This is a genomic window from Variovorax sp. FW301-JW7, from assembly GCF_058788795.1.
In genome coordinates this window covers 107,689-130,623 of sequence record NZ_JBYTBC010000009.1, presented here as the reverse complement: position 1 = coordinate 130,623, position 22,935 = coordinate 107,689, and the positions used below count along the sequence as shown (strand labels likewise).

Sequence of the window (22,935 nt, the reverse complement as noted above, 5' to 3'; positions counted from 1 at the left end):
GCCCCAGCGTAGCCATCGGCCGAGAAATCCGGTGTCGTTGTGCGGGCCCGAAAACGAAGCCGATTGCGCGCGCCTTGCGCCACACTGGCGGCACCATGAAAACCGGCACCCTCGATCGCATCGACCAGTGCATCCTGGCCGAACTGCAGGCCGACGCGGGCCTGCAGAACCAGACGCTGGCCGAGCGCGTGAACCTCTCGCCCTCGGCCTGCCTCAAGCGCGTGCAGCGGCTGCGGCGCGCAGGCGTGATCCGCGAGGAGGTGGCGATCCTCGATGCCGCGCGCGTGGGCTTTCCGGTGCTGGTGATCTCGCGCGTGTCGCTGCGCAGCACCACGCGCGAGGCGATCGGGGCCTTCGAGCGCAAGGTGCATGCGCTGCCGCAGGTGCTGCAATGCCACTGCGTGGCCGGCGAGACCGACTTCGTGCTCGTGATCTGCGCGCGCTCGCTGCCCGACTACCAGGCCTTCGCACAGGAGCAGCTGGGCGACGCGCTGGCGCTGGAGAACTACTCGAGCGACATCGTGCTGTCGACCACCAAGTTCACGACCCGGCTGCCGCTGGACAGCGCCTGAGCCCACGCGCTACAGCAGGCGCACCAGCCGCCGGATCGCGCCGTCGATCTGCGATTCGGCTATCAAGCCATAGCCGAAGGCCAGCCCGTTGGGCGCGTCGGGCGCCTGCGGATCGAGTGCGAAGCGCGACAGCGGCGGCAAGGTGATGCCGGCCGCCGCGGCACGCTCGACCACCACATGGTCGCGCGCGCCGCCGTGCAGCCAGGCCGACAAGTGCAGGCCGGCATCGGACGGGATCGCCTCGAGCCGGCCCGCGCCGTGGCGCGCCAGCGCGTCGAGCAGGGAGCTGCGGCGCGCGCCGTACAGCTTGCGCATGCGGCGGATGTGGCGCGCCAGGTGCCCTTCGGCAATGAAGGCCGCGAGCGCCTCCTGTCCGAGCACCGGGCCGTGCCAGTCGGCCAGTTCGCGCGCCCGCACCAGCGCCGCGCGGGCCCAGGGCGGCGCCACCACGAAGCCCAGGCGTAGCGCGGGGAACAGGCTCTTGGAAAAGGTGCCGACGTAGAACACCGAGCCGGCGCGGTCGAGCGTCTGCAGCGCGTCGAGCGGGCGGCCGGCAAAGCGGAACTCGCTGTCGTAGTCGTCCTCGATGAGCACGGCGTTGCGCGCCCGCGCAAAGGCCAGCAGCGCGGCCCGGCGCGGCGGCGACATCGCCACGCCGGTGGGGAACTGGTGCGAGGGCGTGACGCAGACCACGCGCGCCTCGGGCGGGATGCGGTCCACGCACAGGCCTTCGTTGTCGGTCGGCACCGCGACCACCTTCGCGCCGGCCGCCAGCATGGCCTCGCGCAGCGAGGGATAGAACAGCTGCTCGACCGCCACCACCGTGCGCCCCGGCACCACCAGGATGCGCGCCAGCAGCCCGAAGGCCTGCTGCGCGCCGGCCGTGACCACGATGTCGTCGGCCGTGCAGCCGACCGCGCGCGTGAACGACACATGCGCCGCGATCGCCTCGCGCAGGGCGCCCTGGCCCTGCGGGTCGGCGTAGTCGGCGGTCTGGCGCGCGACGCGGCGCAGCGCGCGGTCGGACAGGCGGCGCCAGATGTCGAACGGAAAGGCGCCGACATCGGGCAGGCCGACGCGGAAGTCGTCGCGCGCGGCCCGCGGTTGCAGCGTGGGGGCGAGGTCGGCGCCGGGCAGGTTCAGCGGCACCAGCCGCGGATCGCGCCGGGGCGCGGCGCCCGCCTCCTTCGGCGCGGCCCGGCCGCGCCGCAACGCGGGCAGCGTGTCGGCCACGTAGGTGCCGGAGCCCGGGCGCGCCAGCAGGTAGCCCTCGCTCAATAGCAGGTCGTAGGCCGCCAGCATGGTGTTGCGCGACACGCCCAGCCGCTGCGCCAGCGCGCGCGTGGCGGGCAGGCGCGCGCCGGGCTGCAGCCGGCCGTCGAGGATGGCGTCGCGCAGCTGGCGGTGCAGCGCGCGCAGCAGGTCGCGCGAACCGGCGGCCGGCAGGCGCAGGGCAAGCTCGAAAAGTGGCTCCATGATCTTTGCCGATTGTGGTTCTTTTGAAGAGCCGCCTGCAATCCTATTCTGGAGGCCTTGGAACACTTATCCATGGAGTCCTTCACCATGCACACCGCTCCTGAAACCTCACAGCAGCAACCGCCCGCCGAACGCCTGCCCCTGGGCCTGGCCTGGCTCGCGCTGGGCGCCTTCGCCATCGGCACCGAAAGCTTCATGGTCGCCGGCCTGCTGCCGGTGCTGGCGGCCGACCTGCAGGTCAGCGCCGCGCGGGCCGGCCAGCTGGTGCTGCTGTTCGCGCTGAGCTATGCGATCGGCTCGCCGCTGATGGCCGCGCTGCTCGCGCGCTTCGGGCGCCGCCCGCTGCTCATCGCCAGCCTGGCGACCTTCGCGGGCCTCACGGCGGCGGCCTCGATGGCGCACGGCATCGCACAGCTGGCCCTGGCGCGCGTCGCGCTCGGGCTGGTGGCGGGCGTGTTCCTGCCGACGGCCAGCGCGGTGGCGGCGGCGATGGTGTCGCCCGCGCTGCGCGGCCGGGCGCTGGCCATCGTGACCGGCGGCGGCACCGTGGCGGTGGCGCTGGGCGCCTGGATCGCGGGCTGGGGCGGCTGGCGCACGGCCTACCTGCTGATCGCCGCGGTGGCGGCGCTGGCCACCTGGGGCCTGTTCGTGGGGCTGCCGCGCACGCTGGCGCAGGCCCCAGCCGACGCAGCCCCGCGTGCCCCGGCCTTCGCCGTGGCACGCGAACCCGGCGTGGCGCCGGCGCTGCTGGCCACGGTGCTGTGGGCCACGGGCGGCTTCAGCTTCTACACCTACATCGCGCTGTTCCTCGGGCACACGCTGGGCTTCGGGGCCGAGGGCGTGGGCGCGGTGTTCTTCGCGATCGGCGTGGCCGCGGCGCTGGGCACCGCGACCGGCGGCTGGGCCACCGACCGCTTCGGCGCCGACCGCATGGCGCGGGGCTTCGCGCTGGCGCTGGTGGTGATCATGGGCGGGCTCTCGTTCGCCGCGCAGATGCTGCCGCGCGGGCTGGCGCTGCCGCTGATCGTGGGCCTGTCGGCGCTGTGGGGCTTCGCCGGCTGGGGCTTCGGTCCGGCGCAGGCGGTGCGGCTGATCCGGCTGGCGCCCGATCGTGCGCCGATGACGCTGTCGCTCAACGCGTCGGCGGTCTACCTGGGCATCGCGGCGGGCTCGGGGCTGGGCGGCGCGACGATCGCGTGGGTCGGCGTGAGCGCGGTGGGCTGGGTGGGCGCCGCCGCCCAGCTGGCGGGGCTGGTGCTGCTGTGGCGCGCGGCGCGGCGGACCCGGTCGGCGGCGCTGCCGGCCTCGCCGGCATCGGCCTGCGCCTGACCTTGCGATACATTGCTATATTTTTAATAGCTACTATCGCAAGGTGGACGGCCCTTCGGGGCCTTTTTCATGCAGGCGTTGTTTTTAAGACAAGCAACTGTCATGCCCTGCAAGCTATAATGTCGGGTTCGTTTCGATACCACGACGAAGAATTTCGTCACTCCCGCCGGCTGACCTGCACTGTCCTTGGATTCTTCAGGCCTCTCATTTTCAAGCCGGCTTCACAGTGTGTTGGAGCGCCAGACCGGGCGCCCATGATTGCCACCACTGCCTTCGTTCCTGTTGAAGCGAATTGCGCATCCCCCGCGCCGTTGCGGCCGGTCCGCGTCCGTTTTCAATTATTTTTCAGGCTCTTCGCGCGCTGTCTCTGCGCGTGGCGCCAAGGCTTCATGGACATCATTCAACACAGTATCGCGGTGGGCAAGTACCTTGTTTCCCCGCTCATTCGACACCAGGACGACGGCGGCTATGCCGCTTCCGTCTCGATCCGCTCCGGCCACGGCAGCGGCATGCACGACCGCGTGATGCGCTTCACGCCGCGCTTTGCCAGCCACGCCGCGGCGCTCGGCTACGCCATCGAACAGGGCCTGGGCTGGGTGCGCGAACGCGCACCCGTGGCCCCTCTCGCACTTCCGTGCGCGGCCTGAAACAATTGCACCCAATTCCATCTCCAACACACATCGAACGATTCAGAGGTAATCACTTATGCCCAAGGAAGAACTGATCGAAATGAACGGCGCAGTGACCGAAGTCCTGCCCGACTCGCGCTACCGCGTCACGCTCGACAACGGTCACCAGCTGATCGCCTACAGCGGCGGCAAGATGCGCAAGCACCACATCCGCATCCTGGCCGGCGACAAGGTCTCGCTCGAGCTCTCGCCCTACGACCTGACCAAGGGCCGCATCACGTTCCGTCACCTGGAACGCCGCGGTCCCCCGCCGACCAACTCGGGCAACAACTCGCCCCGCCGCTGAGCGACGCCCGGCCGGCCTTGCAGAGCGCCCTCCCGGAGGGGGCCCTGCAAGGCCTTTGTCTTTTCCGGGCCGTCACTTTTTTTGCTCCTCCGTCTTCCTGTCTGTCTCCGGCTGCCGAACGATGAACACCACCACCTCCCCAGCCGGCGGCCTCCAGGCCGAACCCCACGGCTTTGCCACGCTGGCGCTGTCGCCCCAGATGCTGGCCAACCTCACCCAGCTCGGCTACACGCAGATGACGCCCATCCAGGCCGCCGCACTGCCGCCCGCCCTGCTCGGCAAGGACCTGATCGCCCAGGCCAAGACCGGCAGCGGCAAGACCGCCGCCTTCGCGCTGGCGCTGCTGTCCAACCTGAACCCGCGCCGCTTCGCCATCCAGGCGATGGTGCTGTGCCCCACGCGCGAGCTGGCCGACCAGGTCACGACCGAAATCCGCCGACTGGCGCGCGCCGAAGAAAACATCAAGGTGGTCACGCTCTGCGGCGGCGTCGCGCTGCGCGGGCAGGTCGCCAGCCTGGAGCACGGCGCGCACATCGTCGTGGGCACGCCGGGCCGCATCATGGACCACCTGGAGCGCGGCAACCTCGACCTCTCGGCGCTCAACACGCTGGTGCTCGACGAGGCCGACCGCATGCTCGACATGGGCTTCTTCGACGACATCGTGACGGTGGCGCGCCAGTGCCCCAAGGAACGCCAGACGCTGCTGTTCTCGGCCACGTACCCCGAAGGCATCGCCAAGCTCGCGCAGCAGTTCATGAAGAGCCCCGAGCAGATCACGGTGCAGGCCCAGCATGAAGGCAGCAAGATCCGCCAGCGCTGGTACCAGGTGAAGGACAGCGAGCGGCTGCACACCGTGAGCCTGCTGCTCGACCATTTCCGTCCCGTGAGCACGCTGGCCTTCTGCAACACCAAGCAGCAGTGCCGCGACCTCGTCGAGGTGCTGCAGGCGCAGGGCTTCAGCGCGATGGCGCTGTTCGGCGAGCTGGAGCAGCGCGAGCGCGACCAGGTGCTGGTGCAGTTCGCCAACCGCAGCTGCTCGGTGCTCGTGGCCACCGACGTGGCGGCGCGCGGCCTGGACATCTCGCACCTCGAAGCGGTGATCAATGTCGACGTGACGCCCGACTCCGAGATCCACATCCACCGCGTGGGCCGCACCGGCCGCGTGGGCCAGCAGGGCGGCTCGGAAGGCCTGGCGCTCAACCTGGCCAGCATGAACGAGATGGGCTTCGTCGGGAAGATCGAGCAGCTGCAGGGCCGCGAGTCCGAATGGCACAACCTGGCCGAGCTCACGCCCGCGAAGGGCGCGCCGCTCACGCCGCCCATGGCCACGCTGCAGATCGTCGGCGGGCGCAAGGAAAAGATCCGCGCCGGCGACGTGCTGGGCGCGCTGACCGGCGACTGCGGCTATGCCAAGGAGCAGGTCGGCAAGATCAACGTCAACGAGTACTCGACCTATGTTGCGGTGGACCGCAGCATTGCCGAAGAAGCCGCACGCAAGCTCGACAACGGGCGTGTGAAAGGCAAGAGCGTCAGGGTCCGCCTGCTGACACCGCAGTCGACCTGACACCCCTCCCATGGCCCGCCGTTTCGCCTCTTGGCATGTGAAATCTGCCGATGTGGCCTAATTGAGGGTCGAACATCTTTTTTATCCGAGCTTTCCATGCCCAAGAAAATCCGTACCGAAGCCGACCGTCTTGCCAGCCCGAAGCCGACCCCCATGCCCGGCTACACCGCGCCTCGCACCGGTGGTGGCCAGAAGGTCAGCCTGGAACGCGGCACCGCCACGCGCAGCAAGAAGAACCCGGGCAAGCGCCCCACCAAGGGCGGCTGATCCAGCCCCCACGGCTCTTTCTTCGGAGCCACGACGAACGCGCCCCCGGGCGCGTTTTGTCATTGGGCCCGCTTAAAACAAGGCCGCCATGTCGGACGACAACCAGATCTACATTCCGCCCTCGTTCTTCGCGGTCTACAGCGACGCGCGCCAGCGCCTGAGCGAGCCGATCGATGTGGTGCGCGCGCGCTACGAGATCTGCGAAGACCTCGCCGGTCACCTCGTGGGCCATGCGCAGATCCAGCACCACACCGAGGTGCCGGTCGAAAGCGAGATCCTGCGGCGCATCCACGCGGGGCTCGCCACGCCGGAATCCGGCGTGTCGCCCGCCGAGGCCGAATGGATCGTGCAGCGGCTGGCCGAACTGCTGGGCTGGCCCGGCCCCGAGCCCGTCGCCGCCGACGATTAGAAAAAGCAGAGGCGCACGGTGCGGCTCAAGGTCGGAGAACTCGCCAGGCGCACCGGCCTCACGGTGCGCACGCTGCACCACTACGACGCCATCGGCCTGCTCGTGCCCTCGGCGCGCTCCGAGGCCGGCTACCGGCTCTACGACGCCACCGACATCGGCCGCCTGCACGCGATCCAGGCGCTGCGGCTGCTGGGCCTGCCGCTGGCCGACATCGGCGGCCTGCTGGCGGCGCAGGGTGGGGCGCTGCCGGACATTCTCCGGCGCCAGATCGTCTCGCTCGACGAGCAGATCGCCCAGGCCACGGCGCTGCGCGAACGGCTCGGCCTGCTCGAACAGCGCCTGAGCGACGGCGACCCGCCCGGCCCGCAGGACTGGTTGGCCACGCTGGAGCAGATGAGCACCTACGCGCGCTATTTCAGCCCGGCCGAAGTCCAGTCGCTGATGACCAACGGGAAGGCCGTGGCCGCGCTGTGGCCGCCGCTGATCGCCGAGGTGACGGCCTGCATGGCCGGCGGCGTGCCGGCCGACGCCTCGCAGCTGCAGCCGCTGGCCGCCCGCTGGATGACGCTGATGGGCCTCTGGATGGACAGCAACTTCGACCGTGTCGCGCGCTGGGGCGAGATGTACCGGCGCGAGCCGGTGGTGCGGCTCGACAACGGGCCGTCGGCCGAACTCATCGCCTACATCGAACAGGCCATCGGCCTGCGCATGGCCGCGCTGCTGCGTCACCTGAGCACCGACGACCTCGCGCGGCTCGGCCCGCCGCCCGACGACGAATGGCGCCGGCTGGCGCACGAACTCGCCGACCTGCAGGCGCGCGGCGTTGCGCCCGGCGACGCCGCCGTGCAGGCCATCGCGCGCGCCTGGGCACAGCTCTTCGAGGCCTTCACCGACCACGACCCGGCCCTGGCGGCCCGGCTGATGCAGGCGATGGCCGCGGAGCCGGTGCTGCAGGCCGGCGCGGTCGCCACGCCCGCCGTGCGCGAGTACCTGCTGCGCGCCTTGGCCCTGGCCCGGCCCGACGCCACCACACCCCCTTGACCCTGACGTTGCGTGAGGCTCGAGAGTGGGCCGCATGAACAACGCACACACCCCCCAACGGCTCCACGCGCTCGACAACCTGCGCGCCCTGATGATGTGGCTCGGCATCGTGCTGCACGTGGCCATCAACCACCTCACCGTCGCCTCGCCGCTGCCCTGGCGCGACCCGAAGACCTCGCCGGTCGCCGACCTGCTGCTGCTCTTCATCCACAGCTTTCGCATGCCGGTGTTCTTCGTGCTGGCGGGCTTCTTCGTCGCGCTGCTGGTCGAGCGGCGCGGCGCCCACGGCATGCTGAAGAACCGCAGCCTGCGGCTCGCGCTGCCCTTCGCGATCTTCTGGCCGCTGCTCTTCGTGGGGACCACGGTGCTGGCGATGGTCTACATCCACCTGACCGTGCGCGGCGTGCCGGGCATCGACACCGCACTCACGCCTGCGCGGCAACCCGGCGGTTCGCCCTTCAACACCATGCACCTGTGGTTCCTCTACCAGCTGTTCTGGTTCAGCGTGCTGGCCTGGGCCGGCGTGCGGCTGCAGCGTTTCGTGCCGGTACAACTGCGCGATGCCATCGCCCGCGGCTTCGCAGTGCTGGCGGAACGCCGCTGGGGCTTCGCGGTGCTGGCGCTGCCGCTGGCGGCGACGGGCGCCTTCCATCCGTCCGGCTTCGTGATGGAGAGCGGCGCGTTCCTGCCGCCGTTCGCCGAGTGGGTGCAAAGCGGCCTGTTCTTCGTGTTCGGCTGGTACCTGCACCGCGATCAGGAGCGCCTGCTCGCGCGCTTCGCTGCGCGCTGCACCGGCCATGCGCTGGCCGGGCTGATCTTCTTCCTTGTGACGCTCGCGCTGCTGGGCGCGCTGCGCGGGCCCGATGCGCACCGCCTGCCGCACCCCGAGTTCTGGATCGCCTTCGCCTACAACGCGACCTCGTGGCTCTGGAGCCTGGCGCTGATCGGCGGCTTTGTGCGCTACCTGCCGCGCCAGAACGCGGTGCTCGCATACCTCTCAGAAAGCTCGTACTGGGTGTATCTCGTGCACATGCTCGGCACCATCGGCTTCGGCATCCTGCTGTTCAACGCGCCCCTGGGGGCGCTCTCGAAGATGGGCCTAAACATCGCGGCCACCTCGCTCGTGGCGCTGGCGAGCTACCAGCTGATGGTGCGCCACACCTTCATCGGCCGGCTGCTGAATGGTCGCCGCGCCGCAAACCGCTCCAGCAGGAAGTCGACAAAGGCGCGCGTCTTCGCCGCCAGGTGACGCGAGGGGTAGACGGCGTACACCGGCGTGCGGTCGGCCTCCCAGTCCTCGAGCACGGCTTCGAGCCGGCCCGCCGCCAGCTCCTGCTCGACATAGATGCGCGGCACCAGGCTCAGGCCGAAGCCGGCGAGCAGCGCGTCGCGCACGGCGATGCTGGAGCTGACCTTGTAGCGCCCGTCGATCGGCACCGCCACGCTGCGCCCGGCGCGACGGAAGGTCCATTTGTTCGCGTGGCCCGACAGGGTGAACTGCACGCACTCGTGGGCCTTCAGGTCTTCGGGCGCGGCCGGCCGGCCGTGGGCCGCGAAGTAGCCGGGTGCGCCGCACAGCACGTGGGTCATGGTCATGAGCTCGCGCGCGACCAGGCTCGAGTCTTCCAGCCGGTCGCTGCCGCGGATCGCGAGGTCGTAGCCCTCGCCGATCAGGTCGATGCGGGTGTCCTGCAGGTTCAGCTCGAGCCGCAGGTTGGGGTGGCGCGCCATGAAGGCGGGGATGTGCGGCGAGATGCAGGTCAGCGCAAAGGTCAGCGGCGCGCTCACGCGCAGCACGCCGCCCGGGCTCGCGCCCACGGGCGCCAGCGCGGCGTCGGCCTCGTCCAGGTCGTCGAGGATGCGCGCGAGCCGCTCCACGTAGGCCGCGCCGGCCTCGGTGAGGCTCATGCTGCGCGTGGTGCGGTTGATCAGCCGCACCTTCAGGTGCGCCTCCAGCTCGGCGATGTTCTTGCTGACGGCCGCCGCCGACAGCCCCAGCTGCCGCGCGGCGCCGGCGAAGCTGCCCGCCGCAGCGGTGGTGCGAAAGACCTTGAGGGCGGTGAGATGGTCCATGGCCGGCGCTCGATTGACGACTGGCAGTAAAGAATCAATTCATTATTCGAGCATTCACAACCACAGGTCAACGGCCTAGATTCGAGCCATGACCTCCAACAACCGCACCACCGACGTCCTGCTCACCGCGATCGCGCCCGCGGTCTGGGGCAGCACCTACATCGTGACCACCGAGCTGCTGCCGGCGAACTACCCGCTGACGGTGGCGCTGCTGCGCGCGCTGCCGGCGGGCCTGCTGCTGATGCTCATCGTGCGCCAACTGCCGCCCCGGGCGTGGTGGGGGCGCATCCTGTTGCTGGGGGCGCTGAACTTCTCGGTGCTGTGGGCGATGCTGTTCCTGGCCGCCTACCGGCTGCCGGGCGGCGTGGCGGCCACCATCACCTCGGTGCAGCCGCTGTTCGTGGTGTTCCTGGCCGGCCTGCTGCTGGGCGCGCCGGTGCGCGCGCTGTCGGTGGCGGCGGCCGTGATCGGCATGGGCGGCGTGGCGCTGCTGGTGCTCACGCCGAACGCCGCGCTCGACGCGCTGGGCATCGCCGCGGCGCTCACGGCGGCGGTGTCGATGGCCTTCGGCACGGTGCTGAGCCGCCGCTGGCAGCCGCCGGTGTCGGCGCTGACCTTCACGGCCTGGCAGCTGACGGCCGGCGGGCTGCTGCTGCTGCCGGTGGCGCTGTGGCTGGAACCGCCGCTGCCGGCGCTCACGGCGATGAACTGGGTCGGCTTCGCCTGGCTCGGCCTGGTCGGCGCCGCGCTCACCTACATCGTGTGGTTCCGCGGCGTGGCGCGGCTGGAGCCCTCGGCGATCGCGCCGCTGGCCTTCCTGAGCCCGGTGACGGCGGTGATCCTGGGCTGGGCCTTGCTGGGCCAGAGCCTCTCGGGCTGGCAGATGGCGGGCATCGGCATCGTGATCGCGAGCATCTGGCTGAGCCAGCAGGCGCAGCGCGGTGCGCAGCCGGTGGCGGCGGCGCAGCCCGCACCCAGCCGCTGAGGTTTCAGCCCACCGGCGCGGCGCGGCGCAGCAGGCTCAGGTAGCCCGGCTGCACTTCCATGCGCGCGGTCGCGCCCTGGCGCTGCAGCAGGCGGTGCGCCTTCGGCAGCGCCCAGCAGGGCAGGTTGGTGAACATGTGGTGCTCGCAGTGGTAGTTGACCCAGTAGGGCGCCACGAAGATGCGTTCGAGCCAGCCGGCGTGCGTGGTGCGCGCCTGGCGCAGCGGGTCGGCCTCGTTCTGCGCCACCAGCGCATGCTCGGCGATGTTGCGCACGCGGCTCACGAGCGGCAGCCAGGTGGCCATCGGCAGCAGCCACATCGCCACCCAGGCCCACCAGTAGCCCGCCACGGCGAAGGCCAGCAGGCCCAGGCCGTTGCCGATGAGAAAACGCCGGTCCTTCGCCAGCTCGCGCCCGAACACGCGCAGCGCCGATTCGCCCGGCGCACGTTGACGAATGCCGTCGGCGATGTGGCCGAAGCGCTGCTTGTAGAAGGTCTGGCCGCTCAGGTCGCGCACGACCTTGCGCCACATCGAGTCGCGCGAGATCGGAAAGGGCGCCGACAGCACCAGATCCGGGTCTTCGGTCTGCTGCACGAAGCGGTGGTGCTGCAGGTGATACGGCCGGTAGTCGCGCAGCGTGGGCGAGCACAGCCAGTAGCCCACCCAGTCGTTGACCTTGCGATTGCGGTGCAGCCCCGCGTGCGCGGCGTCGTGCATGAGGATGAACAGGCCCAGCTGGCGCGTGCCGACGATCGGCACCATGAGCGGGATCGTCCACGGCCACACGATGCCCACGAGCATCGCGGCGCCGATCACGCCCCAACAGTGCGCCACCAGCCACAGGCCCCGCCACGACGAACGCGTGGTGAGCGATTGCCACTCGTCGGGGGTGAAGAAATCGTCGGGTCGAGCGCGGGGTGCAGCGGCCATCGGGCCAGTATGCGGCGAAGGCGCGGGCAGATCACGCGTAGTTCCCCGATGGGAACGCCCGGGAGCGAGGCCCTTCGGCCTACTTGTCGATGATTTTCCGGGCGAAGACTTCGAGGTAGTCCATGAGCCGCTCGGCGCCCGCGATGGCCGCGGCCTCGTCGCCGGTGGCGATGCCCTGCGCCAGTTCGAGGTGCGCGTTGGCGCCCTCGACGATCTCGCCCTCGTGCTGGTAGGCGTACCAGAAGCGCCGGCACTGCACGATCAGCGGCACCACCGCCTTCACCGCCGAGTCGTTGTGGCTCGCCTGGTGGGTGACGAGGTCGAGCGCGCGGTCGGCCTGCATGTAGTCGTTCAGGTCGCCGCGGCCTGCGGCTTCGACCATGGCCTCGGCGCAGCGCACGATGGCCTGGCGCTGCGGCGCGGTGGCGCGGCGCGCGGCGCAGGCCGCAATCAGCCGCTCGAGCACGCGGCGGGTCTGGATCACGTCCAGGTGGTCGGCCAGGTCGATGGTCGACACCAGCAGGCCGCGGCGCGGCTGCTGCACGATGAGACCGATCGACACCATGCGCATCAGCGCCTCGCGCACCGGCGTGCGGCCCAGGCCCGTGCGCTCGGCCAGCTCGGCCTCGACGATCTGGCTGCCGGGCTCCAGCTGCATGGTGGACAGCAGCGCCTCGATGGCGTCGTAGGCCAGGTCGGCCGCGCGGCGCTTGGGCGGGGGTCGGGGAGCGGTCTTCGGGGCGGCCATGGTGGGGATGTGGATGTGCTCGTGCGTGTACTGAGGCGGGGCCGTCATTGTCGGGCGTCGCCGGGCGCTGCGAGCCCGGCCAGTGTCTCGATGCGGACCGGCACCAGCGGCGGGCGCGGCGCGGGCGGCGTCCAGCCGAACAGGAACTGCGCCGCGTCGCCGCAGACGCGCCCCTGGCAAGCGCCCATGCCGCAGCGGCGGTGCAGCTTGGCATCGGTCCAGCCGGTGCAGGCCGCAAGCGCGGCAAAGGGCACGTCCTCGCAGCGGCACACGAGCGTGTCGGGGCGGGGCAGGGCCTTGAGGTCGTCGGCCAGCGCGAAGCGGCGGTGCAGCTGGGCAGCGAAGGCGCCCCAGCGGGCGCGTTCGCGATCGTGCGCGCGGGCCTGGGCGGTCTCGCCAACGGCCGCGTGGCCGGCGATGGTGCCCTGCACCAGCGCGCGCTCGCTGCCGCCGAAGCCGGTGCATTCGCCAGCGGCGTAGATGCCCGCGACGCTCGTGGCCTGAAGCGCATCGACCGCGAGCCCCGGCCCTGCCAGCGCGCAGCCGAGCAGCTGGCCGAGTTGCGTGTTGGGTGTGAGCCCGAAGCCGCAGGCGATGCGGTCGCAGGCCATCTCGACCTCGCGGCTGCCCTGGCGCAGCCGCACCGATTCAACCTGCGCCGTGCCCTGTGCCGAGACGATGCGCGACGCCGTGCGGTACTGCGTGTCGGCCAGCGTGAGCGCCTGCACGGCCTTGCCGGGCCAGCGCACGAGGCTGGCGGCGAAGGCCGCGACCGAGGCGAACGAGGCCTGCTCGGCGATGCGCAGCACCTGCGCACCCGCCGCCTTGGCGGTGGCGGCGGCGGCCAGCAGCAAGGGCCCGCTGCCCGCGACGACGATGCGCTCGCCCTCGACTGGCAGGCCGGCCTTGATCAGCGCCTGCAGCCCGCCCGCGCCCGTCACGCCGGGCAACGTCCAGCCGGGGAAGGGCAGCAGCAGTTCGCGGGCGCCGGTGCACAGGATCAGTTTTTTCCACTGCACGCGCGCCGCACCTTCGGCGTCTTCGAGCAGCAACTCGTGGGAGGCTGGCGCGGCGACGACACGCGTGCCGCTGCGCACGCGGAGGTTCGCGTGGCGTGCGAGCGCCTCGCGCCACTGGCGTGCCGCCGGCGGCAGCGACGCGCCGGGGCCGTCGCGCCAGATCTGTCCGCCGGGCGCGGGGTTGTCGTCGATCACCACGACCGACGCGCCACTGGACGCCGCCGCCACGGCCGCGGCCATGCCCGCGGGGCCCGCGCCGACGACCAGCACATCGCAGGTGTCGATCGCCGCGCCGCTCATGCCGTCGTCTCCACGCGCATGCCCTCGGCGCACACGGTCTGGCAGGCGAGGCGGCGCCGCCCGTCGATCTGCACGCGGCATTCCTGGCACACGCCCATGCCGCAGAACGGCGCGCGCGGCTGGCCCGTGACGGAGGTGCGCGCCGCGCCCGTGCCGCCGGCGACGCGCAGGGCGGCGGCGACCGAACTGCCCGCCTTCACGCGCACGGGCTGGCCATCGATGTGCAGCAAGGTCTGATCGCTCATGCCCGCTCCCGCAGGCCACGTGGCGCATACGGCGCGGCGTCGAAATCGGGCGCCGTGCCGGTCATCAGCGCCGCGAGCACGTGCGCGCTGCCCGGTGCCGTGGTCACGCCCAGCCCTTCGTGGCCGACCGCGAGCCAGAGCTTCTCGCGCCACGGGTGCCTGCCCAGCAGCGGCAGGCCGTCGGGCGAGGCGGCGCGCAGGCCGGTCCATGCGCGCACGACGTTCAGATCGGCGAGCCCCGGCAGGTAGTCGAGCGTGCGCTGCAGCATGCGCGCGAGCATCGGCGCCTCGACGGCCAGGTCGGTCGTGTCGAACTGGCGCGACGAGCCCACCAGCAGCTGCCCCGTGGGGCGCGGCTGCACGTTGAAGGCGACCGAGTCGCCGTCGCTGTGGTGCGCGCTGGTCACGTAGCCGAGCTCGACGAGCTGGTGGCGCACCGTGCCCGGGTAGCGGTCGGTGATGAGCAGGTGGCCCTTCTTGGGGCGGATCGGCAGCTCGGGACACAGCGTCGTCGCCTCGATGCCGTTGGCGAGCACGACCTGCGGCGCGGTGCGGCGGCTGCCATCGGCCAGGCGCAGCGTGCCGTCGTCCTCGATGGCCTCGACCTTCGCGTGCTCGACCTGCACCGACGCGGCGTGCTCCGCGAGCAGCCAGCGCGCCGCGTTCGGCGCATAGAGGATGCCGTCGCCCGGCACTTCGAGCGCGCCCGACAGGCCAGCGCGCAGGGCGGGCTCGGCGCGCGCGAGTTCGCTCGCGCCCAGCAGCCGGCTCTCGATGCCGAGCGCGCCCAGCCGTTGCTGCTTGCGCTCGGCCTCGGCCATCTCTTCGTCGTTTGCCGCGATCCAGAGCGTGCCGCAGGGGCTGTAGGCGCAGTCGGCGCCCAGGCGCGGCGCGAGGGCGCGCCATTGCGCGACCGAATGGCGGCTGAGTTCGAGCTCGGCCGCGTTGTCGTCCATCACCACGAGGTGGCCCATGCCCGCGCCGGTGGCCCCGCCCAGGCGCGCGTCGAGCACGCGCACGCGGCGCCCGGCCTGCGCCAGCGCATGGGCACACGCCGCGCCGACGATGCCGGCGCCGATGACGATGACGTCCGCGTCCATGCGCCCCGGTGTCAGAGGCGGATGCCCCAGCCGAAGGGGTCTGAGTCGTCGATGAGCAGCGTGGCCTCGGCGCTGATGTGCGCGCGGCCGCGCAGCGTGGGAATGACCTGGTCGCCGTCCATCGCGTAGCTCGCCTCGAAGACGCTGCCGATCACGCTGGCCTGCCGCCACACCGCGCCCGGCGCGAGCTTGCCGTCGGCCGCGAGGCAGGCGATCTTGGCGCTGGTGCCGGTGCCGCAGGGCGAGCGGTCGTAGGCATTGCCGGGGCACAGCACGAAGTTGCGGCTGTCGGCGCCGGCATCGTCGTCAGCGAAGAGTTCGATGTGGTCGATCTCCGCGCCGTTCGCGCCCGTGATGCCCTGCGCCGCCAGCGCCTTGCGCAAGGCGGCCGTGTAGTCGGTCAGCGCCGCGAGGTTGTCGCTCGCCACGCGCTGGCCGTGCTCGCTCACCAGGAAGAACCAGTTGCCGCCCCACGCCACGTCGCCGCGCACGGTGCCGTGGCCCGGCAGCTCGACCGCCACCTGGTGCAGGTGCCGGTACGCGGGCACGTTGCGCACGCTCACCGAGCCGTCTTCGTGCAGCGTGGTCGTCACCGTGCCCACGGGCGTCTCGATGCGGTGCTCGCCCACGCCGATGCGGCCCATGTGCGCCAGGCTCGCGACCAGCCCGATGGTGCCGTGGCCGCACATGCCGAGGTAGCCGGCGTTGTTGAAGAAGACCACGCCGGCCGCCGCATCGGGCGACACCGGCTCGCACAGCAGCGCGCCGACCACGACGTCGCTGCCGCGCGGCTCGAGCACGGCGGCGGCGCGCCACTTGTCATGCTGCTCTGCGAGCTGCGTGCGGCGCTCGGCCATGGAGCCTTTTCCCAGATCGGGAAAGCCGCCGATCACAAGGCGCGTGGGCTCGCCGCCCGTGTGCGAATCGATGACCTGGATGCGTTGCATGGATGTGCGGCTCACTCAGTAGCTGGCGATCGGCACGGGAGCCGCGTTCTTGAACGTGAAGACGGTGATGGGCGCCTGCTTCATGTTGCCCTTGTCGTCGTAGGCGTAGGTGGCGGCCACGCCCTTGTAGGTGGCCTTGTAGAGCTCGGCGCCGACCTTGTCGGGGTCGATGGCGTTGGCCTTCTTCATCGACTCGCCGATGAACAGCACCTGGTCGTAGTACGAGGCGGCGTACGCATCGGGATCGACGTTGAAGCGCTTCTTGAACTTCTCCTTGAAGGCCGGGCCGCTTTGCGCCTTCTCGAGCATGGAGCCGCCCTGCGCGCAGAACACCAGGTCGTTCACCGCGTCGCCGCCGATCTTGCCGGTGGCCGGGCTGCACACGGTGTCGCCGCCCAGCAGCTTGCCGGGCACGGCCAGCTGCTTCATCTGGCGCGCCATGGGCGCGGCCTGCGGCGCGTAGCCGCCGAAGAAGATCGCCTCGGGCGCCTTGCCCTTCATGTTGGTCAGGATGGCGGTGAAGTCCACGGCCTTGTCGGTGGTGAACTCCTGGCCCACGATGGTGAGGCCCTGCTTCTTCGCTTCCTTGGTGAACTCTTCGGCGAGGCCCTGGCCGAAGGCCGTGCGGTCGTCGATCACGCCGACCTTCTTCACCTTCAGTTCCTTGGCCGCGTACACGGCCATGGCGCCGCCGATCTGGTTGTCGCTGGCGATGATGCGGTACAGGTTCTTGTAGCCGCCCTGCGTGACCTTCGGGTTGGTGCCCACGGTGGACACCAGCGTGCCGCCGTCGCTGTAGATGCGCGAGGCCGGAATGGCCACGCCCGAGCAGTACGGGCCCATGACGAACTTGACGCCGTCGTCGACGAACTTCTGCGCCACGCTGACGCCGGTCTTGGCGTCGCACTGGTCGTCTTCGGAGACCAGCTCGAACTTCAGCGTCTTGCCGCCGACGCTGAGCTTCTTCGCGTTGAGCTCCTCGATGGCGAGGCGGATGCCGTTTTCATTGTCCTTGCCCGCAAAGGCGTTGGGACCCGACAGCGGACCACTGTGGCCGATCTTGACCACCTGCTCCTGGGCCTGCGCGGGGCTTGCAACCGCCAAGGCGACCAGGCCCGCGAGACTGAGTGAGGAAACCATGCCTGCTTGTGACTTCATGCTTCTTCCTAGGGTTGGGAACAATGAAAAACGACAGGGCCCTCGTGCATGGAGACCTGTCTCAGTTTAAATATATTAAGCACATATCTTGTGGATATCTGTGGGGCAAGCGCTCTTTCGGTCGCTGGGGTTCTGTGATATCTGTGAACGAACGGGCCGTTCGGGGCGCGATCACGCCGACGGGGCACCTTGCTCCGCGAATGTCCCCCGGCCTGCGGCCTCCTCCTTGATTTCGCTGCGCAAGGCACCCCATCGGCGTGACCGTTGTCAGCCACAGTCGTTGATCGGCGAGCACCCGCAACGTGCCCTCGTGCGCAGGGCATCGGGTGCTCCCCGCAGCGAAATCAAGGAGGAGGGGCGCAGCCCCGGGGGACATTCGCGGAGGGGAGTACCCGGTGTCCTGTGCACGCGCCCCGAACAAGAGCGCCAAAAAACCAAGGAACAAAAGGTCAGTCGACCTTCGCCCCCGAAGCCTTCACCACCACCCCCATCGCATCCCAATCCGCACGCAGCAGCTTCTGGAAGGCGTCGACGCTCTGGCTGCGCGGCTCCACGCCCAGGCGCTTGAAGCGTTCCTGGATCGCCGGATCGGCCAGCACCTTGTTGGCCGCCGCGTTGATGCGCTCGACCTCGGCCTTCGGCGTGCCCGCCGGTGCCAAGAGGCCAATCCACGAATCGAAGGCGTAGCCCGGCAGGCCGCTCTCGCCCACCGTCGGCAGCTTCGGCAGGAAGGGGCTGCGCGACTGGCCCGTGGAGGCCAGCAGCTTCATGCGCGCGTCGTCCTGGAAGCCCATCACGCCGATGCTCGACGAGATCACCGCCTGCACGCGGCCCGCGAGCACTTCGTTGACGGCTTCGCCGGTCGACTTGGTCGGGATGTGCGTCATCTGCAGCCCCGCCTTCGCGAGGAACGACGCCATCGCCAGGTGCGTGGCGCTGCCGTTGCCGGCCGAGGCGTAGTTGTACTTGCCGGGGTTGGCCTTGACCTCCTTGATGAAGTCGGCCGTGCTCGCCACGTTCATGCCGCTGGCCACCGCCAGCACGTAGCCCGCATTGCCCACGTTGGCCACGCCGACGAAGTCCTTCAGCGGGTCGTAGGGCAGCTTGCTGTACAGGAAGCCCGCGATGTTGTGGCTGGCCGCCGCCAGCACCAGCGTGTTGCCGTCGGCCGACGCCTTGGCCGCCACCGCCGCGCCCACCGTGCCGCCCGCGCCCGCGCGGTTCTCGACGATGGCGCTGCCGCCGAGCGCGACGCCCAGCTCGTTGTTGAAGGCGCGCGCCACCGTGTCCTGCACGGCGCCCGTGCCGAAGGGCACGATGATGTGGATCACGCGCTGCTGCGCGTGCGCGGCACCAAGGCCGCCCAGGGCCACGGCGGCTGCAAGCGCAGCCAGCGAACGTCGGGTGAACAGGGGAAAAGTCATCGAGGTGGCCGCTTTCATCGTCAACAAAAAAGTCGTTTTTCAGGTGCCCGACGGCAGCCAGCGCTGCACCAGCTTCACGAAGTAGCTGGCACCGATCGGGATGATCTCGTCGTTGAAGTCGAACGAGGTGTTGTGGATGATGCAAGGGCCGGGCCCGTGGCCGTCGAGCCGGTGGTCGCCGTCGCCATTGCCCAGGAAGGCGTAGCAGCCGGGCCGCGCCAGCAGCATGTGGGCAAAATCTTCGGCGCCCATCACGGCAGGAAAGTCGTCGGTGACCATGTCGTCGCCCACCACCTCGCGCATCACGCCCGCGGCAAAGCGCGCCTCGGCCGGATGGTTCACGGTCGGCGGCGAGGAGCGGTTGAAGTACACCTCGGCCGTGCAGCCATGCGCCGCCGCCACGCCGGCCGCCACTTCGCGCAGCCGCGCCTCGAGCTTGTCGATGGCCTCGATGGAGAAGGTGCGGATCGTGCCGCCCACCGTCGCCACATCGGGAATCACATTGGGCGCATCCGAGCCCTGCAGCTGCGTGACCGCCAGCAGGGCGCGCTCGGTGCTGGGAATGGTGCGCGCCACGATGGTCTGCAGCTGCTGCGCCAGCGTGACCACCGCGGCGACCGGATCGATGCCGGTGTGCGGCATCGAGGCGTGCGTGCCGCGCCCGCGCACGGTGATCCTGTAGGTGTTGCTCGAGGCCATCAGCGCGCCTTCGTTGAGCGCGAAGCGGCCCACATCGCCGACCGGGAAGTTGTGCAACCCGAAGACCGCATCGCACGGAAAGCGCTCGAACAGGCCCTCGTCGATCATCTTCTTGGCGCCGGCCTTGCCCATCTCTTCGGCGGGCTGGAAGATGAAATGCACGGTGCCGTCGAAATCATCCGGCCCTTGCTGCGACAGGTGCCAGGCGGCGGCCAGCAGCATCGTCGTGTGGCCATCGTGGCCGCAGGCGTGCATGCGGCCGGGGTTCGTCGACTTGTGGGCGAACTCGTTGGCTTCGTGCAGCGGCAGCGCGTCCATGTCCGCGCGCAGGCCGATGGTGCGGCTGCCCGTGCCCTTGCGCAGCACGCCGACCAGGCCCGTGCCCGCGATGCCGCGGTGCACCTCGATGCCCCATTCAGTGAGCAGGCTCGCGACCTTCTCGGAGGTGCGGTGCTCCTCGAAACCGAGTTCGGGGTGCGCGTGGATGTCGCGCCGGATGTCGATGAAACGGGTGGCGTGGGCGGCGAAGGCGTCGACGAGATTCATGGCGGGCGGCTGCGGGATCGTTCGCGAAAAACAGAAGCGAACGATTCTGGCGCAGCCGCCCGCGCGGCGCATGCTGGCTTACGCGCGGTTCGTCGCTCAGGCGAGCCGGCCTTCCTCGCGCAGCTTCGCGCCGATGCGGCGGATCTCGGCCTCGCCCCGATCGAGCGTCGCGCGGCTCGTGTGCACCGAGTAATGGCCCATCACCAGCTCGTGCGGATGCGGCACCGCCGAGCCGAGCACGAAGGCCGTGTCGCCCTGCGCCACGACGTCGATGGCCGCGCCGGACTCCTCGAACACCGCGAGCTCGCCCGTGCCGATGAGGCCGCCGGTGCCGTCGCCCGCGTCGAGCCGGCCCGCATTCACCGCGACCCAGCCCACCGTGTGGCCGGCGGGCGGCGTGTAGCGCCAGCGCTCGCCGTCCTTCAGTTGCACGGCCAGGTAGTTCATCGGCGAGGGCGCCGGAATGGGGCTCTGCGCCGCGCCATAACGCCCGAGCAGCACGCGCGCCGGGCCTTCCTGCGGCACCTGCGAGGGCGCGAGGTAGATGCTCTGCGCGGGCGCGTTTTCCTCGGCGGCCGGCAGCGCCACCCAGAGCTGGAAGCCCTGCACGCGCGTCACGCCCGGCGCCGGTGCGCCCGTGTGCCACACGCCGTTGCCGGCGCGCATCCACTCGACGCCGCCACCGTGCAGCACGCCCTGTTCGCCCGTCGTGTCCTCGTACAGCGTGTCGCCTTCGATCAGCCACGTCAGCGTGGCGATGCCCGAGTGCGGGTGCAAGCCGAAGCCCTTGTGGCCGCCGTCGACATCGAAGCCGAACAGGTCCAGGAACACGAAGGGCTTGAGGTATTCGCCCAGGTCGCCGGGGCTCATGAGCCGCGTGATCGGCCCGTGCTTCGCGCCGCGCGTGCGGTAGACGATGGCGCGGGTGTCGGTGGCAACAGCGGTGGTCATGCGGCCTCCCTGGCGGTCTTCAGTGCGCGGGTCCACCACGCCATGTCGTCGAGCAGGCCCGTGGCCGACTGCGCCAGGTGCGGGAAGTCGTCGAAGGACTTGCCCTGCCGCCAGATGCCGAGGAACTCGACCATGCCGATGTGCACCGCGTGGCGCACCGGCGCCATCTGCATCTCGACCGCGACCAGCCGCAACTGCTCCACCGCGCGCGCCGCGCCCACGCCGCCGTAGCCCACGAAGCCGATCGGCTTGCGGATGAACTCCTTGTAGGCCCAGTCGATCGCGTTCTTCAACACCGCGCTCGGGCCGTGGTTGTACTCGGGCGTGACGATGATGAGCCCGTCGAACGTGGCCAGCTTGGCCTGCCAGCGCTGCGCGGCCTCGTTCTTCACCGGGCCCCAGGCGGGCGCGCCGGCTTCGTTGAAAAAGGGCAGCGGGTGCTCGCGCAGGTCGACCAGCTCGAAGGCCAGGTCGGTGCGCTGCTTCGCGATCTCGTGGATCCAGTGCGCGGGCTTTTCGCCGAAGCGGCCTTCGCGGGTGGAGCCGAGGATGATGCCGATGCGGGGTTGTTGTGGTGCGGTCATTAGGTGCGTGCTCCTGAATGGAATGGGGATGGTCGAAGGCCGCTAGGCCATGGACTGAAGGTTAGGCACGCACGCATTGATCGACTAGACGGTAGAGTCGGATTGCACTCGTCCACCAACAGAAGGAATAGGCCCCGCCATGCTCGACCTCAACGACATCGCCGTCTTCGTGCAGGTGGTGCGCCACGGCAGCTTTGCCGAGGCCGGCCGCCGGCTGGGCCTGCCGCCCAACACCGTGAGCCGGCGCATCCAGCAGCTGGAGGCGCAGCTCGGCACCCGGCTGCTGCAGCGATCGACCCGCAAGCTCACGCTCACCGGCGCCGGGCAGGCATTTCACGAACAGTGCGCCGAGGCGGTCGACGGGCTGGTCGAGGCCGGGCAGGCGCTCATCACCGGCAGCCAGGAACCCAGCGGCCGCGTGCGCGTGGCGGCCACGGCCGATTTCTTCGACTTCTTCCCCATGGCCTGGGTGGCCGACTTCCTGGCCACGTACCCGCTGGTGCGCGTCGAGTTCGTGCTCAGCGACGCCAAGGCCGACCTGATCGCCGAGCAGATCGACATCGCCTTCCGCGGCGGCGCGCTGGCCGACTCGGGGTACGTCGCCCGCCAGCTGCTCGGCCCGCGCACCGACGGCCTCGTCGCCAGCCCCGCCTACCTGGCCACGCGCGGCACGCCCGCCACGCTGGGCGAACTGGCCGACCACGACTGCGTGACGCCCGCTCACCCCAGCGGCCGCACCACCTGGCGCCTGACCGGGCCCGAGGGGAAGGAAGAAGAAGTGCAGGTCGGCGGTCGTTTCAGCGGCAACACCGCGCAGGCACTGCGCAAAGCCGCCATCGCCGGCCTGGGCATCGCGCTGCTGCCGCCGGCCATGGGGCGGCTCGATGTGGAAGCCGGGCGGCTGGTGCCGGTGCTGCCGCAGTACCAGCGCACCGGGCACGGGCTCAGCGTGGTCTACCCGAGCCGCAAGCACCTGCCGCGGGCGGTGTCGGCGTTCATCGGGATGGTGACGCAGAAGCTGCGGGAGGAGGAGGCGTTGCCGGATGTGTGGCGGGCGCGGATGACCTGACTTCAGCCACGGATCGATTTCCACAGAAAATGCCCGCCATGAAAATCGAAAAAGACACCGTCGTCACCCTCAAGTACAAAGTCGCCGACGCCCAGGGCAAGCTGATCGAAGCCAGCCCCGAGCCGATGGCCTACCTGCATGGCGGTTACGAAAACACCCTGCCCAAGATCGAGCAGGCGCTCGACGGCCAGGAAAAGGGCTACCAGACCACGCTGAACCTCGCGCCCGAGGACGCCTTCGGCCTGCGCGACGAGGCGCTGGTGCGCACCATTCCCAAGACCGAGTTCCCGCCCGGCGTGAAGGTCGGCGGCCAGCTGCAGGGCCGGCTCGACGACGGCACCGAGCACGTGTTCACCGTGACCAAGATCAAGGGCCCGGTCGTGCTGCTCGACGGCAACCACCCCTGGGCCGGCAAGGCACTGAAGTTCAGCCTGCAGGTGACGGACGTGCGCGCGGCGCTGCCGGTGGAGATCGAGCACCGGCATGTGCATGGGGCGCACGGGCACCATCACTGAGCCTTGTT

General features: G+C 70.4%; 25 protein-coding genes. 12 read left to right on the top strand and 13 right to left on the bottom strand.

The window, feature by feature from the left end:
* Nucleotides 1–95 precede the first annotated feature (95 nt).
* Nucleotides 96–572: an Lrp/AsnC family transcriptional regulator gene (locus AC3WQM_RS23395; protein ID WP_492682083.1), complete on the top strand. Its 477-nt coding sequence runs from the start codon at nucleotides 96–98 to the stop codon at nucleotides 570–572.
* A 9-nt stretch (nucleotides 573–581) separates the two neighbouring features.
* On the opposite strand, the gene pdxR is transcribed toward AC3WQM_RS23395, so the two are convergent.
* Nucleotides 582–2,048 (bottom strand): MocR-like pyridoxine biosynthesis transcription factor PdxR, encoded by a 1,467-nt coding sequence (gene pdxR / locus AC3WQM_RS23390; protein WP_492682081.1) that lies wholly within the window; start codon nucleotides 2,046–2,048, stop codon nucleotides 582–584.
* An 87-nt stretch (nucleotides 2,049–2,135) separates the two neighbouring features.
* Here pdxR and AC3WQM_RS23385 point away from each other — a divergent pair, with 87 nt between their 5' ends.
* From AC3WQM_RS23385 to AC3WQM_RS23350, 8 genes are all read left to right on the top strand, one after another.
* On the top strand, nucleotides 2,136–3,377 hold the full coding sequence (locus AC3WQM_RS23385; RefSeq protein WP_492682079.1) for an MFS transporter: 1,242 nt from the start codon (nucleotides 2,136–2,138) through the stop codon (nucleotides 3,375–3,377).
* Nucleotides 3,378–3,766: 389 nt separating this feature from the next.
* Nucleotides 3,767–4,024 carry a hypothetical protein gene (locus AC3WQM_RS23380; RefSeq protein ID WP_099794174.1) on the top strand — a complete coding sequence of 86 codons (258 nt, stop codon included), beginning with the start codon at nucleotides 3,767–3,769 and terminating at the stop codon, nucleotides 4,022–4,024.
* A gap of 58 nt (nucleotides 4,025–4,082) precedes the next feature.
* Nucleotides 4,083–4,352, top strand: a complete 270-nt coding sequence (infA, locus tag AC3WQM_RS23375) for a translation initiation factor IF-1 (protein WP_099794175.1) — start codon at nucleotides 4,083–4,085, stop codon at nucleotides 4,350–4,352.
* A 121-nt stretch (nucleotides 4,353–4,473) separates the two neighbouring features.
* Nucleotides 4,474–5,916, top strand: coding sequence for an ATP-dependent RNA helicase DbpA (gene dbpA / locus AC3WQM_RS23370; protein ID WP_492682077.1), 1,443 nt, complete (start codon nucleotides 4,474–4,476; stop codon nucleotides 5,914–5,916).
* Nucleotides 5,917–6,012: 96 nt separating this feature from the next.
* Nucleotides 6,013–6,183, top strand: a complete 171-nt coding sequence (locus AC3WQM_RS23365; RefSeq protein WP_180288607.1) for a hypothetical protein — start codon at nucleotides 6,013–6,015, stop codon at nucleotides 6,181–6,183.
* A gap of 88 nt (nucleotides 6,184–6,271) precedes the next feature.
* On the top strand, nucleotides 6,272–6,592 hold the full coding sequence (locus AC3WQM_RS23360) for a hypothetical protein (protein ID WP_492682075.1): 321 nt from the start codon (nucleotides 6,272–6,274) through the stop codon (nucleotides 6,590–6,592).
* An 18-nt stretch (nucleotides 6,593–6,610) separates the two neighbouring features.
* Complete coding sequence (locus AC3WQM_RS23355) at nucleotides 6,611–7,633, top strand: MerR family transcriptional regulator (protein ID WP_492682073.1); 1,023 nt, start codon at nucleotides 6,611–6,613, stop codon at nucleotides 7,631–7,633.
* A gap of 34 nt (nucleotides 7,634–7,667) precedes the next feature.
* Nucleotides 7,668–8,882 (top strand): acyltransferase family protein, encoded by a 1,215-nt coding sequence (locus AC3WQM_RS23350; RefSeq protein WP_492682071.1) that lies wholly within the window; start codon nucleotides 7,668–7,670, stop codon nucleotides 8,880–8,882.
* On the opposite strand, the gene AC3WQM_RS23345 is transcribed toward AC3WQM_RS23350, so the two are convergent.
* A complete protein-coding gene (locus tag AC3WQM_RS23345; protein ID WP_492682069.1) occupies nucleotides 8,771–9,706 on the bottom strand; it encodes a LysR family transcriptional regulator in 936 nt (311 codons plus the stop codon). The genes AC3WQM_RS23350 and AC3WQM_RS23345 overlap by 112 nt on opposite strands.
* A gap of 88 nt (nucleotides 9,707–9,794) precedes the next feature.
* Between AC3WQM_RS23345 and AC3WQM_RS23340 the strand changes: the two genes are divergently transcribed.
* Nucleotides 9,795–10,691: an EamA family transporter gene (locus AC3WQM_RS23340; protein ID WP_492682067.1), complete on the top strand. Its 897-nt coding sequence runs from the start codon at nucleotides 9,795–9,797 to the stop codon at nucleotides 10,689–10,691.
* 4 nt (nucleotides 10,692–10,695) lie between these two features.
* On the opposite strand, the gene AC3WQM_RS23335 is transcribed toward AC3WQM_RS23340, so the two are convergent.
* From AC3WQM_RS23335 to AC3WQM_RS23285, 11 genes are all read right to left on the bottom strand, one after another.
* Nucleotides 10,696–11,622: a fatty acid desaturase family protein gene (locus AC3WQM_RS23335; RefSeq protein ID WP_492682065.1), complete on the bottom strand. Its 927-nt coding sequence runs from the start codon at nucleotides 11,620–11,622 to the stop codon at nucleotides 10,696–10,698.
* Nucleotides 11,623–11,701: 79 nt separating this feature from the next.
* Nucleotides 11,702–12,418 (bottom strand): GntR family transcriptional regulator, encoded by a 717-nt coding sequence (locus tag AC3WQM_RS23330; RefSeq protein WP_373866845.1) that lies wholly within the window; start codon nucleotides 12,416–12,418, stop codon nucleotides 11,702–11,704.
* Nucleotides 12,415–13,689 carry an FAD-dependent oxidoreductase gene (locus tag AC3WQM_RS23325; protein ID WP_492682063.1) on the bottom strand — a complete coding sequence of 425 codons (1,275 nt, stop codon included), beginning with the start codon at nucleotides 13,687–13,689 and terminating at the stop codon, nucleotides 12,415–12,417. Before AC3WQM_RS23325 ends, AC3WQM_RS23330 begins: the two co-directional genes overlap by 4 nt.
* Nucleotides 13,686–13,934, bottom strand: a complete 249-nt coding sequence (locus AC3WQM_RS23320; protein WP_492682061.1) for a (2Fe-2S)-binding protein — start codon at nucleotides 13,932–13,934, stop codon at nucleotides 13,686–13,688. Before AC3WQM_RS23320 ends, AC3WQM_RS23325 begins: the two co-directional genes overlap by 4 nt.
* A complete protein-coding gene (locus AC3WQM_RS23315; protein WP_492682059.1) occupies nucleotides 13,931–15,034 on the bottom strand; it encodes an NAD(P)/FAD-dependent oxidoreductase in 1,104 nt (367 codons plus the stop codon). The genes AC3WQM_RS23320 and AC3WQM_RS23315 overlap by 4 nt, the downstream gene beginning before the upstream one ends.
* 11 nt (nucleotides 15,035–15,045) lie before the next feature.
* A complete protein-coding gene (locus AC3WQM_RS23310) occupies nucleotides 15,046–15,981 on the bottom strand; it encodes a 4-hydroxyproline epimerase (protein WP_492682057.1) in 936 nt (311 codons plus the stop codon).
* Between the two features lie 15 nt (nucleotides 15,982–15,996).
* Nucleotides 15,997–17,139 carry a branched-chain amino acid ABC transporter substrate-binding protein gene (locus tag AC3WQM_RS23305; RefSeq protein ID WP_095948363.1) on the bottom strand — a complete coding sequence of 381 codons (1,143 nt, stop codon included), beginning with the start codon at nucleotides 17,137–17,139 and terminating at the stop codon, nucleotides 15,997–15,999.
* A 449-nt stretch (nucleotides 17,140–17,588) separates the two neighbouring features.
* Nucleotides 17,589–18,563: a tripartite tricarboxylate transporter substrate-binding protein gene (locus tag AC3WQM_RS23300; RefSeq protein WP_492682055.1), complete on the bottom strand. Its 975-nt coding sequence runs from the start codon at nucleotides 18,561–18,563 to the stop codon at nucleotides 17,589–17,591.
* A gap of 39 nt (nucleotides 18,564–18,602) precedes the next feature.
* Nucleotides 18,603–19,808 (bottom strand): M20 aminoacylase family protein, encoded by a 1,206-nt coding sequence (locus tag AC3WQM_RS23295; protein WP_492682053.1) that lies wholly within the window; start codon nucleotides 19,806–19,808, stop codon nucleotides 18,603–18,605.
* Nucleotides 19,809–19,904: 96 nt separating this feature from the next.
* Complete coding sequence (locus AC3WQM_RS23290; RefSeq protein ID WP_492682051.1) at nucleotides 19,905–20,759, bottom strand: pirin family protein; 855 nt, start codon at nucleotides 20,757–20,759, stop codon at nucleotides 19,905–19,907.
* Nucleotides 20,756–21,343: an NADPH-dependent FMN reductase gene (locus tag AC3WQM_RS23285; protein ID WP_492682049.1), complete on the bottom strand. Its 588-nt coding sequence runs from the start codon at nucleotides 21,341–21,343 to the stop codon at nucleotides 20,756–20,758. Before AC3WQM_RS23285 ends, AC3WQM_RS23290 begins: the two co-directional genes overlap by 4 nt.
* Before the next feature lie 139 nt (nucleotides 21,344–21,482).
* Here AC3WQM_RS23285 and AC3WQM_RS23280 point away from each other — a divergent pair, with 139 nt between their 5' ends.
* Both AC3WQM_RS23280 and AC3WQM_RS23275 read left to right on the top strand, forming a co-directional pair.
* Nucleotides 21,483–22,412 carry a LysR family transcriptional regulator gene (locus tag AC3WQM_RS23280; protein ID WP_492682047.1) on the top strand — a complete coding sequence of 310 codons (930 nt, stop codon included), beginning with the start codon at nucleotides 21,483–21,485 and terminating at the stop codon, nucleotides 22,410–22,412.
* Between the two features lie 38 nt (nucleotides 22,413–22,450).
* Nucleotides 22,451–22,927, top strand: a complete 477-nt coding sequence (locus tag AC3WQM_RS23275; RefSeq protein ID WP_062473516.1) for an FKBP-type peptidyl-prolyl cis-trans isomerase — start codon at nucleotides 22,451–22,453, stop codon at nucleotides 22,925–22,927.
* Nucleotides 22,928–22,935 lie beyond the last annotated feature (8 nt).